Genomic DNA, 16,184 nt, shown 5'->3' on the forward strand with positions numbered 1-16,184 from the left:
GACGCCGGGCAACAAAGGGCCCCGGCAAAAGAAGGGACTTGATCCCTGGCCCGCGTAACGGCAACCTTTCACCCTTTCAACCTGTAGCCACGCGCCACGCCCATGGGATCCACAGTCAATCCAAGCAGCGCCCCGCCACCGATCCGTTTGACGGTCAATGGGGGCGTGTACGACGTGCCGGTAGCGCCCGATACGGCGCTGCTGCACGTGCTGCGCAATGACCTTGAGCTGAACGGCCCGAAGTACGGCTGCGGACTGGGCGAATGCGGTGCGTGCACGGTACTGATCGACGGTGTGGCGGCGCGGTCTTGCGTGATCCCGGTCAGGGCGGCGCAGGGGCGGGCAGTGACCACGCTGGAAGGGCTGGGCACGCGGCAGCAGCCAGGGCCGACGCAACAGGCGTTCATCGACTGCCAGGCGGCGCAGTGCGGCTATTGCCTGAACGGAATGATCATGACGGTGGAGGCCCTGTTGCGCCGCAATCCCTGCCCCACCGAGCAAGCGCTGCGCAGCGAACTGCACCACAACCTGTGCCGCTGCGGCACGCATGTGGAGATCATGCAGGCGGCGTTGCGGGCCGTGCAATTGCGCGCGGCTGCCGTCACGGAAGAGCCCGCCCGATGAGCGCGAACGCTTGCGCGGCGTCGTCGGGTAACGCTGGCCTGCCGGCTGCGCTGCCCGCCGATCTGTTGCACGGCATTGCGCTGCGTCCGCCTGAACTGGCGTGGGACGGGACGCGTTACCGCGGGAGCCAATTGCTGGGCGTGCGCCTGGCCGAGGTTCGAACCCTGGCCGGCGTGGTGGCAACGGTGCAGCACATGCACTTCGTGGGCGTCGTGGCGGTATCGCCGCTATATGCCCGCCAGGCCGCGGCGGATCTCGCGCCCGTTTGGCAAGCTGCCCATGCGGTCGAGACCCCGCGTTCCATCCCGCCCGACGCCGATCAGGTCCGCTACGGCCTGCGGCTTCCTTCAGTTGACCCCAGCCCTGGTGCCCGAGTCACCGCATGGAGCCTGAACGGGCATACCAGCGTGTGGCTGCCGGCCTGCACGCAGGCTGTTCAACAGATACTGCGACGCGAGCTCGCTGCCGTGCTGCAACAGCCCGAGGCCACGATACGGCTGGCGGTTGTTGGCGCCGATGACGCGCTCGTCGGCCAACAAGATGCGGTGCATCCGCTGGATCTGATGGATGCAGCCGCCGATGCGGCGTTGCTGTCGCAAGCGGTCGGCCGGCCGGTCTGCGTGGCCTGCCACACCGAGGCGGCGGATGAACTGGTGCTGTACGTGCCGCAAGCGACGGACTTGATCGAGCGCGTTCCAAGTCCGGCCGCGATGGCGCACGGCGCTGATGGCAATCAGGCGTTGACCACCGTATTTGCGGCCGACGCGCCTTGGGCGATGCGCCCCAGCTTGGCGCGCCTGTTGAGCCAGCCGACGCAGGCGCGGGCGGCCGCGCAGCCCACGGTGCATAGCGACGTGGCGGTGCAAGTCGGTAAGCGGGCATCCGTTCCGCTACGCGCCAGCGTCGACGAGCTGAACGCGGCCCAGGTGTTCGCCCAGGAAAGCCTCTGGCATGAGCAGGCGCTGGCCCGTGATGAAGATCCGCTGGCGTGGCGGTTGCAGCACCTGCCCCAGGGGCAGGGCCGAACTCTGGCGCAACGGGTCGCGGAGCAGGCGGGGTTGCCTGCAGCGGATGACGGGGGCGCGCCGCGCCCCGGTATGTTGCGGGGCACGGGCTTCGCCACGGCGCAGGTGCAGTGTGTGGACGAGAGCGGTACGGCCCGCATGGTGTGGAGCGCCTGGGTGGCGGAGGTCACCGTCCAGCCTCAAACCGGCCAGGTCGACGTGACACGCGTGGTCGCCGGCCACGATAGCCAACATCTGCATCCGGCGCAGCGCGCGCCGATCCTGCCCGAAATCGAGCAGCAGACGCCGCGATTGCTGGCTAACGCCCGCCGCCTGCTGGCGGGCCCGCCGGCATTTGATGACTGGTCAAGCCCCGCCATCAACGCCGCGGACGAACAGGCCGGCGCATTGAGTCGACGCGAAGGCGCCAAGGACCTGTCCCGCGTGGATCCCGCCGAAGACGGTCTGGTGACGCAGGGGCAACTGGGCCTGGATGGCGTGGTAACGCTACCGGCCGCGGCCGCCATCGCCAATGCCATTCAGGACGCAACGGGTGTGCGCCTGCGGCAGGTGCCGTTTGATTCCGAGCAGTTGCGGTTGGCGCTGGCTGACCGCCGTCGCGAGCGTACACGCAATCCCTTGGCGCGCGGGTGGGTGTGGCTGGCCGCCGGCATGGCGGGGCTGGCCGGCATCGCCGCCGCGCTGTGGCCGATGAAGCCGGCGCTGCCGCTGACCGCCGGCCCCGACGTGTCGCTGTATTCAATGCGCGCCATCGAACGCGGGCGCCTGGTGGCGGCCGCGGGCGATTGCGTCGCCTGCCACACCGCGCCCGGCGGCAAAGCCAATGCGGGCGGACTGGCGTTGGATACGCCCTTCGGCACGATCTACACCACCAACATCACGCCCGACAACGGCACCGGCATCGGCCGCTGGTCGTACACCGCGTTCGAGCGCGCCATGCGCCAAGGCGTGCACCAGGACGGGCGGCAGTTGTATCCCGCCTTTCCGTACACGGCGTACGCCAAGCTGAGCGATGCGGACATGCAGGCGCTGTACGGCTATCTGATGTCGCAGCCCGCCGTGCGGGCCGAGCCCCCCAAGACGCAGCTGGCATTCCCGTTCAATTTCCGTCCGCTGTTGGCGGGCTGGAATGCGCTGTTCCACGACGCCACGCCTTTCACGCCGGATCCGTCGCGTAGCGCGCAATGGCTGCGCGGTGCGTATCTGGTGCAGGGTGCCGGCCACTGCGCAGCCTGCCACTCGCCGCGCAACCGTCTGGGCGCGGAGAAGACGGGCGAGCACTACCTGGCTGGCGGCGAGGCCGAGGGCTGGACCGCGCCCGCTCTGAACCAGCTGGCGACCGGCGCTCGCGGCTGGACGGCAGACGAACTGTTCCAGTATCTGCGCACGGGATATTCGCCTCGCCACGGCGTGGCGGCCGGGCCGATGGCGCCGGTGATTCACGGCTTGGCCGAACTGCCCGACAGCGACGTGAGGGCCATCACGACCTATTTGCTGGACCTGCCGCAAGCGGCGGGTGCCTCGGTCGCCAAGCAGCCCGCGGAGTCGACGCCGGCGCCGGCGCCCGTTCCCGCTCCCGCATCGCAATCCGAAGCGAGACCCACCGCGCAACCTGTGCCGGCGGCTGCCACGATTCAATCCCTCCAGGGCCGGCGCGTGAACGGCGAACGCGTCTATCAGAACGCGTGCGCCGTCTGCCATGAAGCCGGCAGCGGCCCCACGCTGTTCGGCGTGAAGCCCCTGTTGAGCTCGAACACCAATTTGCACGCCGCAACGCCCGACAACCTGATCCAGGTGATCCTCAACGGCATCCAGACCCCGGCCAACGACGAGCTGGGCTACATGCCGGGGTTCAAGGACGCGCTGGACGACAGGCAGATCGCGGATTTGGTGGGCTATTTGCGGGAACGCCATGCGCCAGGCAAAGACCCCTGGCCAGACCCGACGAACACGATTAGCAGGCTGCGCGAGCACGCGGAGCTGAACTAAAGGAAGCGCGGCCACAACGCGTGCAGCAGTTTGTGTTGATCACAACAAGGGGTTTTTCATCTATGTCAGCTTCATTGGTTTCAGTGGACAAGGCCATCCAGGTGGCAGGTGTCGGCAAGTTCCAGTATCGGCTCTTCGTGATATTTGGCCTGGTCTGGATGGCGGATGCCATGCAGGTGCTGTCGATCGGTTTCAGTGCGCCGTCGATCGCCAAGACCTTCGGCATCACCGTGCCGCAGGCATTGCAAAGCGGCACGATCTTCTTTATCGGCATGTTGATCGGCGCGTTCGTGTTCGGCCGGATGGCCGACCGCATCGGGCGCCGTCCGGTCCTGATGATCGCCGTGGTCATCGACGCCTGCGCCGGCGTCGCATCGGCCTTCGCGCCGGAGTTCACGTGGTTGCTGTTCCTGCGTTTCCTGACGGGCATCGGCGTGGGCGGCACGCTGCCTGTGGACTACACGATGATGGCGGAATTCCTGCCCAGCGACCGTCGCGGCCGCTGGCTGGTGCTGCTGGAATCGTTCTGGGCCGTGGGCACCATTTTCCTGGCACTGCTGGCGCTGGCCGCAACGTCCTGGGGCGATGACGCCTGGCGCGTGATCTTCTTCGTGACCGGGCTGCCCGCCCTGATCGGCGTGGTGTTGCGCTTCTACATTCCCGAGTCGCCGATGTACTTGAACCGCAACGGCAAATCGGATCAGGCGCGCAAGGTGCTGGAGCGCGTGGCGCGGGTCAACCGCCGCGACGTCGATCTGCCCCACCTGCAGCCGGAAGTGCCGGTGCACAAGTCCATGTTCGCGTTGTTCTCGGCCAGCTACCGCCGCCGCAGCATCGGGCTGTTCCTGGCATGGGCGCTGATCTCCATCGCCTACTACGGCGTCTTCGTCTACCTGCCCGTCAAGCTCAGCACGGAAGGTTTCGCCTTCATGCGCGGCCAGGAGTTCCTGGTGCTGCTGGCGCTGGTGCAGTTGCCCGGCTTCGCGCTGTCGGCTTATGGCGTGGAACGCTGGGGCCGCAAGCCCACGCTGGTCGGCTTCCTGATCCTGAGCGCGGTAGGGTGCATGCTGTACAGCCTGGGTACGTCGCCGGCCGTCGTGATCGGTTCCACCTTGCTGATGAGTTTCTCGTTGCTGGGTACGTGGGGCGCCTTGTACGCGTTCACGCCCGAGGTCTACCCGACCGACCTGCGCGCCAGCGGCATGGGCATGGCGGGGGCGGTGGCACGTTTCGGCGGGCTGTTTGCGCCGGCCATCATCGCGCCCATCATGACCAGCCACTTCACGCTGTCGCTGGTCGTGCTGTCCAGCATGCTGGTGGCGGGCGCCGTCGCCATCTGGTCGGTGGACGTGGAGTCGCGCAACCGCGCGCTGGAGTGATCTACGGTTGATGGATCGCCTGGCTGATTGCCAGGAAGAAAGACCAACGGCGACGAACGGCGACCAACGGGCCTTATGCCTGTTCGTCGCCGTTCAGCATTTTGGTCAGCAGGAAATCCAGCGCCAGGCGTTCGGCGGGGTTCAGGTTGCCGTACGTGCTCTCGGTGATCTGCTTGGCAAACGGTTCCATCTGCGTAACCAGTTCTTGCCCGATGGGCGTCAGATTGATGACGACCTTGCGGCGGTCGATCGGGTCGTGGTCCACCTGGACCAGTTCGCGCTGCTTCAACCGGTCAACCACGCCGCGCACGGTGGCCTGGTCGATGACCGTGGCCTTGACCAGATCAGCCAACGAGCTCGCGCCATTGTCCCGCACCGAACACAGCACGACGAACTGCGCAGCGGTGAGTTGGGAGTCGGGTATGTATTGCTGGAATAGGGCGGTATGCCGCTGATAGACCCGCCGCAGCAGGTGACCTATCTGATCAGAAAACAAATAGCCATCCTTCGTGGACGAGGACTTGCCTTTCATATTGCGCATAAGCCTATCTGAAGTGCTGCGGTGAATATCATGACTTTTGTCAACGGTACACGGTTTGAGCGGCGGTGGGTTTCGTTTGAACCGAAAGTTAGTCCGCCAGCAGCTTCACCGTTTGCGGATTGAACGCACTGAATGCGCCGCCGCAGCCGGCATAAGCGGCCGCCCGCGTCGGGACGCCCGTCGCGCGTATGGCCAGTTGATTGCGAGACTGCCGGACCTCGACAAAACGTTCGCCCTCGACGCTACCATCCGGCAGGAAATAAAGCTGGACACGCAGCAGCGTCGATTCCCCGTCCATAGGCCGAGGCTGCCGGAAGGCTGGAACTTGCAAGGTCGCCGTCTGCCAGGCCTGAGGCGCATCAACCGTCTGCCAACGCACGGTCAGTGGTTGGTCCAGATCCAGGAACGCTCCGCCCACCGGATACGCGAAGTCGTGGCAGGTTGCGGGTAGCGGCGCAACCGACGCGAGTGCGCGGTCACCGACGTCCAGCGTTCGCCCATTGATCTCCAGCCGAGCAATCCCGTTCGGCGTGTAGTTCTGGGCCTTGAACAACACCAGCCCTTTCAGCTTCTTGCCGTCCAGCTGCTGCTCAGTCATGCCCGCCAGGCGTTGCAGCGTGGGTGCAACTTCCACATGATCGGGATAGTGGAAATAGAGATGCCTGAGCATCGTCGCTTCCTTCTTGCCAAGGATCGGAAAGAACGGCGATACGTCGGGGTAGGGCAGACGGGTCAACGGTAGCGAATCCCCGGTTTCACCGGACGCAACACGATAGGTGTAGCGTTCCAGTTTGTCGTTCAAACGCGCGCCCGTATAAGGAAACGTGCCGGGCGCGCTGGCGTCCGCTTGCGGGTTGGGATAGCGGATGAACGCCGCGAACCGGGCGGGTTCGCTGGCCGCAAGCGGCATATCCGGGCCCGCACCCGAAGAAGTGCTGGCATACGGCTTGGTATCGATCCACAGGTCCTTGCCGCTCAGGTTGATATGCGTTTCGGCAATGGGCGGATGGGCGGCGCTGAACGAATCGTACTTTCCCTGCTCGATGGATTCGCTGATGGGATAAATCATCAAGGCCGCCAAGGTCGGCAGGAAGAGCAGCGCATGCACGCGACCCGGCACCTGCCCGCGGTCGCGTGCCATGTAGGCGAGCCAGGTGATCACCAGCACGATCGCAAGCGGCACCCCCACCCAGATCGCCGCCGTGATCAAGGCCACGATGCCCCAGCCCAGGTTCGGGGAGGCCACGGCGATGATGCCAAGCGCGGCAAGCCAGCCTGCCAACGCGATCGAGATAATGATGCCGAAGAGGTAGTGCCGGTAGGTTTTTGTCGTCATCGCGCAGGGAGCGGAATGTCTGGGGCATGCGCCACATTACGGTACCGGAACTGTACCTGACACGACGATGAGGATGTCCCCGAGGCGGGGAATGGACTGCGATGTCTTCCAGCGACGTGCATGGAGTCGGAAAGAGGAATTGAGGGTGCCGATGCCGGGGGGCAATCCGCCGACATCGTGGGCCTTTGTGCTGCGCCTGCGCCCCGAACGCGGCGAGTCGGGCCGTTGGGGCAACACCGGGAAATACCAAGTTTCGGTGATGGGCCGTCCTGTTTCAAAAAGTTATATTTCTTTAATTTCCGCGGCAAGGGCGCCACCCATTTCTGTCGAGGTGCGGCAGGGGAGACTTTCGCTACCCCGTGGACGCTGCAATCAACGGGGGCGGGAAGAAGTATGAACAAGATGTATCGCGTGGTGTTCAACGAGGCGGTAGGTGTTTGGCAGGCGGTGGCCGAAGTGGGGGCTGCGCGGGGCAAGTCCTCGGGCAAATCTGCCACGCAAAGCGTGGCGCGGGTGTCGGGGGTGTGTGGAAAGTCGGCCTGGCTGGCCTTGGGCCTGCTGTTGGCCGGTGGCGCCTGGGCCGATGGCGGCGCTGGCAGCCAAGCCAGCATTTACCCTTTCGCTCCGGGTGGCGCCGGGGGCACCAGTGCCAGCCCAGAAGGCGGCGATGGCACGGCCTGGACGTCGAATCCGAGTGGCGCCCAATATCCCGGACAAGGCAGCGGTGGCGGCGGTGGCGCCATGTACATCTCGGGTGCTGGCGCGGGCAACGGAGGGGGCGGCGGTAACGGCGGCAACGGCGGCGCAGGGGGGCCGGCGGGCGCTCGCAACGGAAGCATTCTGACGACGTCGTCGACCATCAGTTCCAACCGTTCCGGCGGCGCGGGTAGCAATGGCGCCGATGCGCCTGCGAAAGCCAGCGGATCCGGCGAGGCCGGTGGCGGTGGTGGTGGTGGCGGCGGCGGCGGCGCGGGTGCTGTCTCTTCCAATGGCGCCTTGACTGTCAACAGTGGGATCCAGATCACGGGCGGTGTGGGGGGCACCGGGGGCGCGGCAGGTCAGCTCACGGCATCGGGGTGGGGCAACAGTTCCGGCGCAGGGGGAGGGCAAGGCGGTGCAGCCGTGTTGATCACCACGGGCGCCGGGGGGACGCTGAACAACAACAATGGGATCCTGACCGGAGGCAACGCTGGTGCCGGTGGCAGCGGAAGCCCGAATCCCTCACAAGGTGGCTCCTACGGCGGGTTTGGCGGCGATGGCGGTACGGCGGTCCTCTTTTCCAATGCGAGCAGCGGCACCGTTGCGAACGGCGGAACGATGGTGGGGGGAGACGGCGGTGCTGTGGGGGAAACCACTGCCGGGAGTGCCGGCGAGAGAGCTGGCAACGGTGGCGCGGGTCTCAACGGCAACAACTTGAGCATCACCAATACCGGAACCATCAGAGGCGGTGTGGGTGGCACCGGTCGCAGCATGAGCTCGGGTCAGGGCGGTGGCGGCATCGTGGGCAATGCGCTCACGATCAACAACAGCGGCACCATCAGCGGTGGCAACGGCGGTGCCATCCTCGGCGGCGGCGCCTCGGTGGGAAAAGGCGGCGTCGGCATCACGGGGGCCAGCCTCAACGTCACCAACAGCGGCACGATCAGGGGAGGGCTGGCCGCAGATGGCACGACGCGGGCGGATGCCATCGCTTTCACTGCGGGCGACAACACACTGCAGATCAACACGGGCTCGGATATCCAGGGCAATGTCGTCGGCGCCACCGGCGCGGGGTCCCACAATGCCTTGAACCTTGGCGGCACGGGCGCCAGCAGTTTTGCGGTCAGCGAGATCGGCGCCAAATACCGGAACTTCGGCAGCTTCGGCAAGGTCGGCACGGGCACCTGGACGCTGAGCGGCTCGATCGCATCCCACACGCCATGGACGGTCAGCGCGGGCACGCTGGCCATCAGCGGCGATGCCAGCCTCGGTGCTGAGAGTGGCGGCCTCACACTCGACGGCGGCACTTTGCAGACGACGGCGAACCTGAGCATGTCGCGCAATGTGGTGATTGGTGGCGCCGGCGGCACCCTGAACACGAACGCTGCAACCACGCTCGGCCTGACCGGTGTTCTTTCCGGGGGGGCGCTGGTCAAGACCGGGACCGGCATGCTTACGCTTTCGGGCAGCAACAGCTATTCCGGCGGCACCACGGTCCAGGGCGGCATCCTGTCCGTGGCGTCCGACGCCAATCTTGGCGCGGCGAGCGGCGCCCTGACGCTGAACGGCGGCCGCCTGCAAAGCACGACCACCTTCAGCACGTCGCGGGCCATCGCTGCCGGTGCGGGCGATGGCAGCTTCGATCCGATCGCGGGGACGATGCTGACCTTGCGCGGCGTCGTCAGTGGCGCGGGTGCGCTGACCCAGGCCGGCGCGGGCACGCTGGTGCTTTCCGGGAACAGCCTCGCGTACAGCGGGCCGGTCTACGTCAACGCAGGCACGCTGGTGGTGAACGGTGCCATCGGCAGCTATGTGCAGGTTGATGGCGGCACGCTGGGCGGCGTGGGCCGCATCGATGGCCGTGTGACTGTCGCCAGCGGCGGCACGCTGTCGCCGGGCAGCAGCCCCGGCACCTTGACCATTGGCGATGTGCTCGCGCTGAGCAGCGGCTCCACCAGCATCTTCCAACTGGGCCAGTCCGGCGCCGTGGGCGGCGTCAGCAATGACTTGGTTCAGGTGGGGAGGGATCTCGCACTGGGCGGTACGCTGCAGGCGAGCGCAGCGTCGGCCGGTTGGTACCGGCTGTTCGAGTACGGGGGCGCGCTCTCCGGCCAGTTCGATGCGCAACAGGTCAGCAGCACGGGTGGAAGCTTCACGGTGGCCGGGCATCAACTGGACACCAGCCAGAACGGCCAGATCAACCTGTCGGTGCAGGGGACGGGCCAGACGCTGCAGTTCTGGCGCGGTGGTTCGGGGGACGTCTGGAACGGCTTCACCAGCGCCTGGGTCAACGATGCGCCGACGAATACGACACCGGCTACATCGCTGGGCTCGGTGGCCGTGTTCGGCAGCGACGCGGGCGCCACGCCGGGTACCGTGACGGTACAGGGCCCGCAGCGTTTCGACACGCTGCAGTTTTCGGCCAATGGCTACAACTTGGTGGCCGACAACAGCGGCGCTACGCCGGGTCGCCTGGTCATGGAACCGGCCTTGGGCACGCAGGCCACGATCAATACCGATGCGGGCATCAGCGCCGGCATCTCGGCGTCGATCGTCGATGGGGCGGGCAATGCGCTGGTCAAGGTCGGTGGCGGCACGTTGACGCTCTCGGGCGCCAATACCTATAGCGGTGGCACGCAGGTCAACGAAGGCCTGCTGGTGGCGGGCAGCCATGGCGCGCTGGGCAGCGGCGCAGTCACGGTGGACAACGGAGCAGGCCGGGGGGCGACGCTGCAAGTCGCCAGCGGAGTGACACTGACCAACGCCATCTCGCTGAACAACGGCGGCACGCTGGACAACGCGGGCACGCTCGCCGCAGCCGGCACCCCGGTGCGCGCAGTGACGGGAGCGGCCGTGGTGTTCAACCGCTCGGGCGCAACGATCCAGGGCGATGTCGCGCTCAACGCAACGGGCGCGAATGCAGTCAGCTTGTTCAGCGGCAGCCAGATCCTGGGCGACCTGAACATCGGCAGCAATACGGCTGCAAGCCTCACGCTCGACGGCAGCGCGCCGGACCAGCTTTATTCGCAGGCAGTGACCGGCAGCACCACTTTCGCGGGTGAACTCGTGAAGAACGGCAGTGGCGGCTGGACCTTGGACCGGGCGCTGGCACCGGTGAGCACCATCGTTCATGGCGGCACGCTGGCGCTCCGCGGTGCGGGCGATCTGGGCGGAGGCGGCGTGGGCCTGAATGCCAGTGGCGCCACCCTGGACATCAGCGCGGCCAACGGCCATCGCGGCATCGGCTGGCTCTCGGGCGTGGCTGGCAGCAGCGTCGAGCTGGGCACGCATACGTTGACCTTCGGCGACGCGAGCGACCAGCATTTTGCCGGCACCATCGGCGGCACGGGCGGTCTGATCAAGCTAGGCACGGGCACGCAGACCCTTGCAGACGCCAGCACTTACAGCGGTGGCACGGAACTGAAGGCGGGGCGCATCGATCTGGGGCACAGCGACGCGCTGGGCAGCGGCGTGCTGGCGATGGATGACGGCACCACGCTGGGCTTCGTCGCTGATGGCCTGATCGTCGCCAACCCTGTCCGCATGACGGGCACCAACGATCCGACTTTCGACACCGGCACCTACACCGCCACCCTCACGGGCGGCATCAGCGGCAACGCAGATCTGACCAAGCAAGGCAGCGGTACGCTGATCCTGGCTGCGGCCAATAACAGCTACAGCGGCGCCACCACCGTCGCCGAGGGCACGTTGCGCGCGGGCGTGGCCAACGCCTTCAGCACAAGCAGCGCCATGACGATCGCGCGTGGCGCCACGCTGGACCTGGCGGGCTACGACCAGCGCGTGGCCAGCATCAGCCACAGTGGCACCGTCAGCCTCATGGGCCGCGCACCGGGCGCCACCCTCACTGTCACCGGCCCCTGGGTCGGCCAGGGCGGCACCCTGGCCGTGAGCACGGCCTTGGGCGACAACCGCAGCGCGACGGACAAGGTGATGCTCAGCGGCGCCAGCGCCGTGGCCAGTGGCAACACCAAGGTGGCCATCACCAACCTTGGCGGCCTGGGAGGTCAGACCACGGGCGACGGCATCGAGATCGTCGGGACCCAGAACGGTGCCAGCATCCAGGGCGATGTCTTCGCGTTGTCGGCCCCGGTGCTGGCGGGCGCCTACGAGTACCAGCTCCACAACACGACCAGCGGCGCGTACCTGAGCAGCACCACGACGGCGGCGCCGCGCCCGACGTCGTACCGCGCCGAAGTGCCACTGTACGCCGCCCTGCCCGAGCAGTTGCGCGAGGCCAACCTGGCTATGCTGGCCACCCTGCACCGGCGCGTCGGCGATGCAGGTGTCGCGAACGGCGGCGACGGCGCGCAACGCCAACGCCAAGCCTGGGCCCGCATCGTGAGCATCGACCGCGAGACGGGCCAGGGCGGTGCCGTCAGCCCGCACAGTGAGGGCCGCCTGACCGGTTTCCAGACCGGCACGGACGTCTGGGCCGATGCCCGCTGGCGCGCGGGCCTCTATGTGGGCCAGCTCGACGGTGACATGAAGGTCACTGGCTTTGCGCGGGGCATCGACCGCTATGCCGCCGGTCGCAACGATCTGAAAAACCAGTACCTGGGTGGCTACGCCACCTACCGTAATGACGAGGGCCTGTATGTCGACAGCGTGCTGCAGGCAGGTCGTCACCGCAGCACTATCGGTCCGGACGGTTTCCAGTCCAGCCAGAACAAGGGTCACAGCTTGCTGGCCTCGGTCGAAGTGGGGCGGTCGTTCAACGTGGCGTCGAGTTGGCGCATCGAGCCGCAGCTTCAACTGGTGCACCAGCGCCTGAGCCTGAAAGACAGCACCCTCGTCGGTGCTCAGGTGCAACAGGACCCCGCGAGCAACTGGGCCGCCCGTATCGGCGTGCGTATTAAGAGCAGCATCTCCACCGCCGCGGGCACCGTGCAGCCTTACGCGCGCATCGATATGTGGCATTCGGGCAGTAGCACGGACAGCGCGCGTTTCGTCGGCCCGGCGGCCTCCACCGACATCTCGACGCCCACCGGCGGCACCCGCACGGAAGTGGCGCTGGGCGGATATTGGCAGGTCAGTCCGAACGTTGGCGTGTATGGCGAACTCGGCCAGATGTGGGCTGCGGGCGGCAGCGTCAGGACCGAGGGGGGACCCAACGGGAGCGTAGGTGTGACGGTGCGCTGGTAGTTCGCCGCGGTTGCGTCGGGTGAGGGGCGGGCATGGTCAGTGTCCGGCCCCGGGGTGGCGGAGGTAGCGCTTAGCCGACAGCAGCACTTGCGGCCGTCAGGCGCCGTGAACCGGAGCAGCCAGTTCTGGCAGACGAGACTTGCTGGGAGTTTTCTCTAGCGCTAACTCGCTGATGTAAAAGCGATTTGTTGGCTATGGGCCTTGATGGGAAGGCCAGATGGTGCCCGGGGCCGGAATCGAACCGGCACGCCTTGCGGCGGGGGATTTTGAGTCCCCTGCGTCTACCAATTTCACCACCCGGGCAAGGGGGTCGCGAACACGTCCAGATGACGGCTGCGGGAGAACGAAGACAGCGATTATATGCGGACTTTCATAAATTGTCAGGCGGCCCCGTATTGGGGCCGTCTGACCGGGCCAATTCCGGGCGCTGCCCGCAGGCGGCAACCCGGATCGGCCCCTTCCAATACTTACTTCTTTTCGGGCAGAAACCAGTTCATCACCAGGGCACATATGCCACCGGTGGCCACGCCCGACTCCAGCACGCTTTTGACCGCATGCGGCAGGTGCGACAGGATTTCCGGCACTTGCGACACGCCCAGGCCCAGGGCCAGGGACACGGCGATGATCAGCAGGGCGCGGCGGTCCAGGTGGATGCCGGCCAGGATGTTGATGCCCGAGGCGGCCACGGCGCCGAACATGACCATTGCGGCGCCGCCCAGGACGGGTTCCGGCACGGCTTGCAGCACGCCCGCCACGCCCGGGAACAGGCCCAGCAGGATCAGCATGCCGGCGATCCACACGCCGACGTGGCGGCTGGCGATGCCGGTCAGCTGGATCACGCCGTTGTTCTGCGCGAAGACCGAGCTGGGGAAGGTGTTGAACACGCCGGCCAGGAGCGAGTTCGCGCCGTTCACCAGGACGCCGCCCTTGATGCGCTGCATCCACAGCGGGCCTTCGACGGGCTGCTTGGACACCTTGCTGGTGGCGGTGACGTCGCCGATGGCTTCCAGGGACGTGACCAGGTAGATGATCAGCATCGGCACGAACAGTGCCCACGAGAAGCCCAGGCCGAAGTGCAGCGGCACGGGGATCTGGAAGAGCGCGGCCTCGCGGGCGCCGGTGAAGTCCAGGCGGCCCATGGAGGCGGCGGCGATGTAGCCGACGGCCAGCGCCAGGACGAGCGCGGTGCTGCGGATCCAGACGACCGGCACGCGGTTCAGCAGGATGATGGTGCCCAGCACCAGGCCCGACAGCGTCAGGTTTTCTGCGCTGGCGAAGGTGCCGTTGGCCATGGCGCCGAAGCCGCCGCCCATGCTGATCAGGCCGACCTTGATGAGCGTCAGGCCGATCAGCAGCACGACGATGCCGGTGACGAGCGGGGTGATCAGGCGTTTGACGAAGGGCAGGATGCGGCTGATGCCCATCTCGACGAATGAGCCGGCGATGACGACGCCGAAGATCGCGGCCATGACGGCTTCGACCGGGGTGCCTTGCTTGACCATGACCGAGCCGCCCGCGATCAGCGGTCCGACGAAGTTGAAGCTGGTGCCTTGCACGATGAGCAGGCCCGCACCCAGCGGGCCGAAGCGCTTGCACTGCACGTAGGTGGCGATGCCGGAGATGACCAGCGACATCGACACGATCAGCGTGGTGTCGCGGCTGCTGACGCCAAGCGCCTGGCAGATCAAGAGACCAGGGGTGACGATGGGGACCAGGATGGCCAGCAGGTGCTGAAGCGCGGCGACGAAGGCGACGGGAGGCGCGGGGCGATCGTCGGGGCCGTAGACCAGGTCATGGCTGGGCGCGTCGTCGGTGGCGCTATGGGGGGCGGGTTGGGAGAGGGAGGCGGGTTGCATGGCGGGAGGCCGGCCAGGTGGGGGTAGGAGGGGAAAGTGCGGGATTTTAGCGGGGAAGGCCCCGGCCCGCCCGGGGGCGGCATGGGCCCGGCGTTGGGGGCACGCCTGCTTGATAGAATTTCGGGCCGCCAACCGAATGTCGCCGAGGGCCCGCCGGGCCGGATATTGATGCAGAAACGCGCTAGATGGATCGGGATTGTCTTGGCTTTGGTCATCGCCGGTTTGCCAATGTCCCTGCTGATATTCGTGCTGGACGATGATCCGTATGCGGCGGCCGACAAGGGCGAATCGTATCGGGCCAGCATCTACAAGCGTTATCAGGACGTCGTCTACGCCGCCGTGCCCAGCAACGGCTATTACCGGATGGACGAGGCGGACCCGGAAAGCTTCAAGCCGTTCGACACGCTGGTCTACGATGGCCGCCAAGCCGCAAGAGACGCCCGTCACGTGTATTGCGGCAACCGGATCCTGCCGAGCATGTTGCCGGCGTCCACGCAATACCTGGGCAACAGCTATTTCGGCGATGGGTCGACGACTTATTACTGCTCGCTGTTTTCCGTGGTGAACCCCGAATTAGGCCCCGTGACCGAAGTCTGGCAGACGATCCTCTTCGGGTTGGGGCGCGGCGCCAAGCCGCAGAATTACCTGTACCCCTTCAAAGCCCTGCCCGCCAGCGCGCAGCCTTATCGGGCGCTGCTGGACCGTGACCTGGCGACCGACGGGGCAAAGGTGTTCTACCGCGGCAATGAAGTGCCGCAAGCCAATCCGGATACGTTGCGGCGGTTGCCCGCGTCCCGTGACGGCAGGGAGTTGCTAAGCGACGATTTCTTTGGCGACGGACGCCGGGTCTATTTCCATGAAGCGTTGCTGCCCCTGTCGGACGATCCCGGGCTGCGTGCGTTCATGGTCGGGGACCTGGATCGCGAGCCCTATCTATATGACCCGCGCGACGGCATGGTGTACGTGGGCACCCACGCCTTTGATGCGGCACACGCGCCGTACCGGTTGCTTAGTGAGGACGGGCAGCACGTGAAACAGGCGCTGTTTGCCGGTCGCGACGGCATTTATTTCTATAACGGCCAAAAGCTGCGGATGGAGCGGGCGGGCGATGATCCGTTCGCCTCCGGCGGGTTTACGGCGCTGTCGCCTTTTGTGTTTTCAGACGGCAAGCAGGTGCTGTTTTTGAAGGGGGCGGAATCCTGGAGTTCTTCCCGGGGCGGCGGCGGGTTGATTTCCCGCTCGACGCTGATCAAGCGCTTGAAGGACGCACCGGGCGGCGAATGGAAAAAGCTGGGCGACGTGTATCACCGGTTCGGTTCGGTCTGGCAGAACGGCGACCAGCGGTATTACCTGGACCAGACGGGCAGCAGCCAGCTCGTCTTCAGCCCCATTTACCGGATCATGGACCGCGAAACGGCGGATTTCCTGCTGCGCTCGCAGCAGACGTTGGATATCCGGATGGACGATATCCGCAAACTGATCCGGTCCGGAAAGCTGAGGGCACCGGTCAGCGACGACGTGCTGGAGGCGAGGGTCCGGTATCGAGGATTCTTGTCCTGGTTTTGACAAAGC

General features: G+C 66.4%; 8 protein-coding genes, 1 tRNA gene and 1 pseudogene. 6 read left to right on the plus strand and 4 right to left on the minus strand.

The features are described 5' to 3' along the window. Positions 1-102 precede the first annotated feature (102 nt). The 3 genes from AC27VE_RS03595 to AC27VE_RS03605 all read left to right on the plus strand — a co-directional run bounded on the left by AC27VE_RS03595 (position 103) and on the right by AC27VE_RS03605 (position 5,017). Complete coding sequence (locus tag AC27VE_RS03595) at positions 103-624, plus strand: (2Fe-2S)-binding protein (RefSeq protein WP_035212282.1); 522 nt, start codon at positions 103-105, stop codon at positions 622-624. Then, the gene (locus AC27VE_RS03600; RefSeq protein ID WP_488703051.1) at positions 621-3,638 is read left to right on the plus strand and encodes a c-type cytochrome; all 3,018 of its coding nucleotides are present in this window, start codon (positions 621-623) and stop codon (positions 3,636-3,638) included. Before AC27VE_RS03595 ends, AC27VE_RS03600 begins: the two co-directional genes overlap by 4 nt. A gap of 62 nt (positions 3,639-3,700) precedes the next feature. Beyond that, positions 3,701-5,017 (plus strand): MFS transporter, encoded by a 1,317-nt coding sequence (locus AC27VE_RS03605; protein WP_488703052.1) that lies wholly within the window; start codon positions 3,701-3,703, stop codon positions 5,015-5,017. A gap of 73 nt (positions 5,018-5,090) precedes the next feature. On the opposite strand, the gene AC27VE_RS03610 is transcribed toward AC27VE_RS03605, so the two are convergent. After that, positions 5,091-5,558 carry a MarR family winged helix-turn-helix transcriptional regulator gene (locus AC27VE_RS03610; protein ID WP_488703053.1) on the minus strand — a complete coding sequence of 156 codons (468 nt, stop codon included), beginning with the start codon at positions 5,556-5,558 and terminating at the stop codon, positions 5,091-5,093. A gap of 88 nt (positions 5,559-5,646) precedes the next feature. Next, entirely contained in the window at positions 5,647-6,894 is a 1,248-nt protein-coding gene (locus AC27VE_RS03615; protein ID WP_488703054.1) for a hypothetical protein, read from the minus strand. Positions 6,895-7,296: 402 nt separating this feature from the next. On the opposite strand from AC27VE_RS03615, the pseudogene AC27VE_RS03620 reads away from it, so the two are divergent. Beyond that, positions 7,297-7,401, plus strand: a pseudogene (locus AC27VE_RS03620) (ESPR-type extended signal peptide-containing protein); the annotation flags it as partial. Between the two features lie 906 nt (positions 7,402-8,307). Continuing rightward, a complete protein-coding gene (locus AC27VE_RS03625; protein WP_488703135.1) occupies positions 8,308-12,756 on the plus strand; it encodes an autotransporter outer membrane beta-barrel domain-containing protein in 4,449 nt (1,482 codons plus the stop codon). Positions 12,757-12,974: 218 nt separating this feature from the next. Here AC27VE_RS03625 and AC27VE_RS03630 read toward each other — a convergent pair. Next, positions 12,975-13,059, minus strand: a tRNA-Leu gene (locus tag AC27VE_RS03630). Between the two features lie 164 nt (positions 13,060-13,223). Further along, positions 13,224-14,612: a uracil-xanthine permease family protein gene (locus tag AC27VE_RS03635; RefSeq protein ID WP_280026660.1), complete on the minus strand. Its 1,389-nt coding sequence runs from the start codon at positions 14,610-14,612 to the stop codon at positions 13,224-13,226. Positions 14,613-14,840: 228 nt separating this feature from the next. Between AC27VE_RS03635 and AC27VE_RS03640 the strand changes: the two genes are divergently transcribed. Continuing rightward, positions 14,841-16,178, plus strand: coding sequence for a DKNYY domain-containing protein (locus AC27VE_RS03640; protein ID WP_488703055.1), 1,338 nt, complete (start codon positions 14,841-14,843; stop codon positions 16,176-16,178). Positions 16,179-16,184: the final 6 nt, after the last annotated feature.

Source organism: Achromobacter sp. 18P8.1.1, assembly GCF_057799415.1.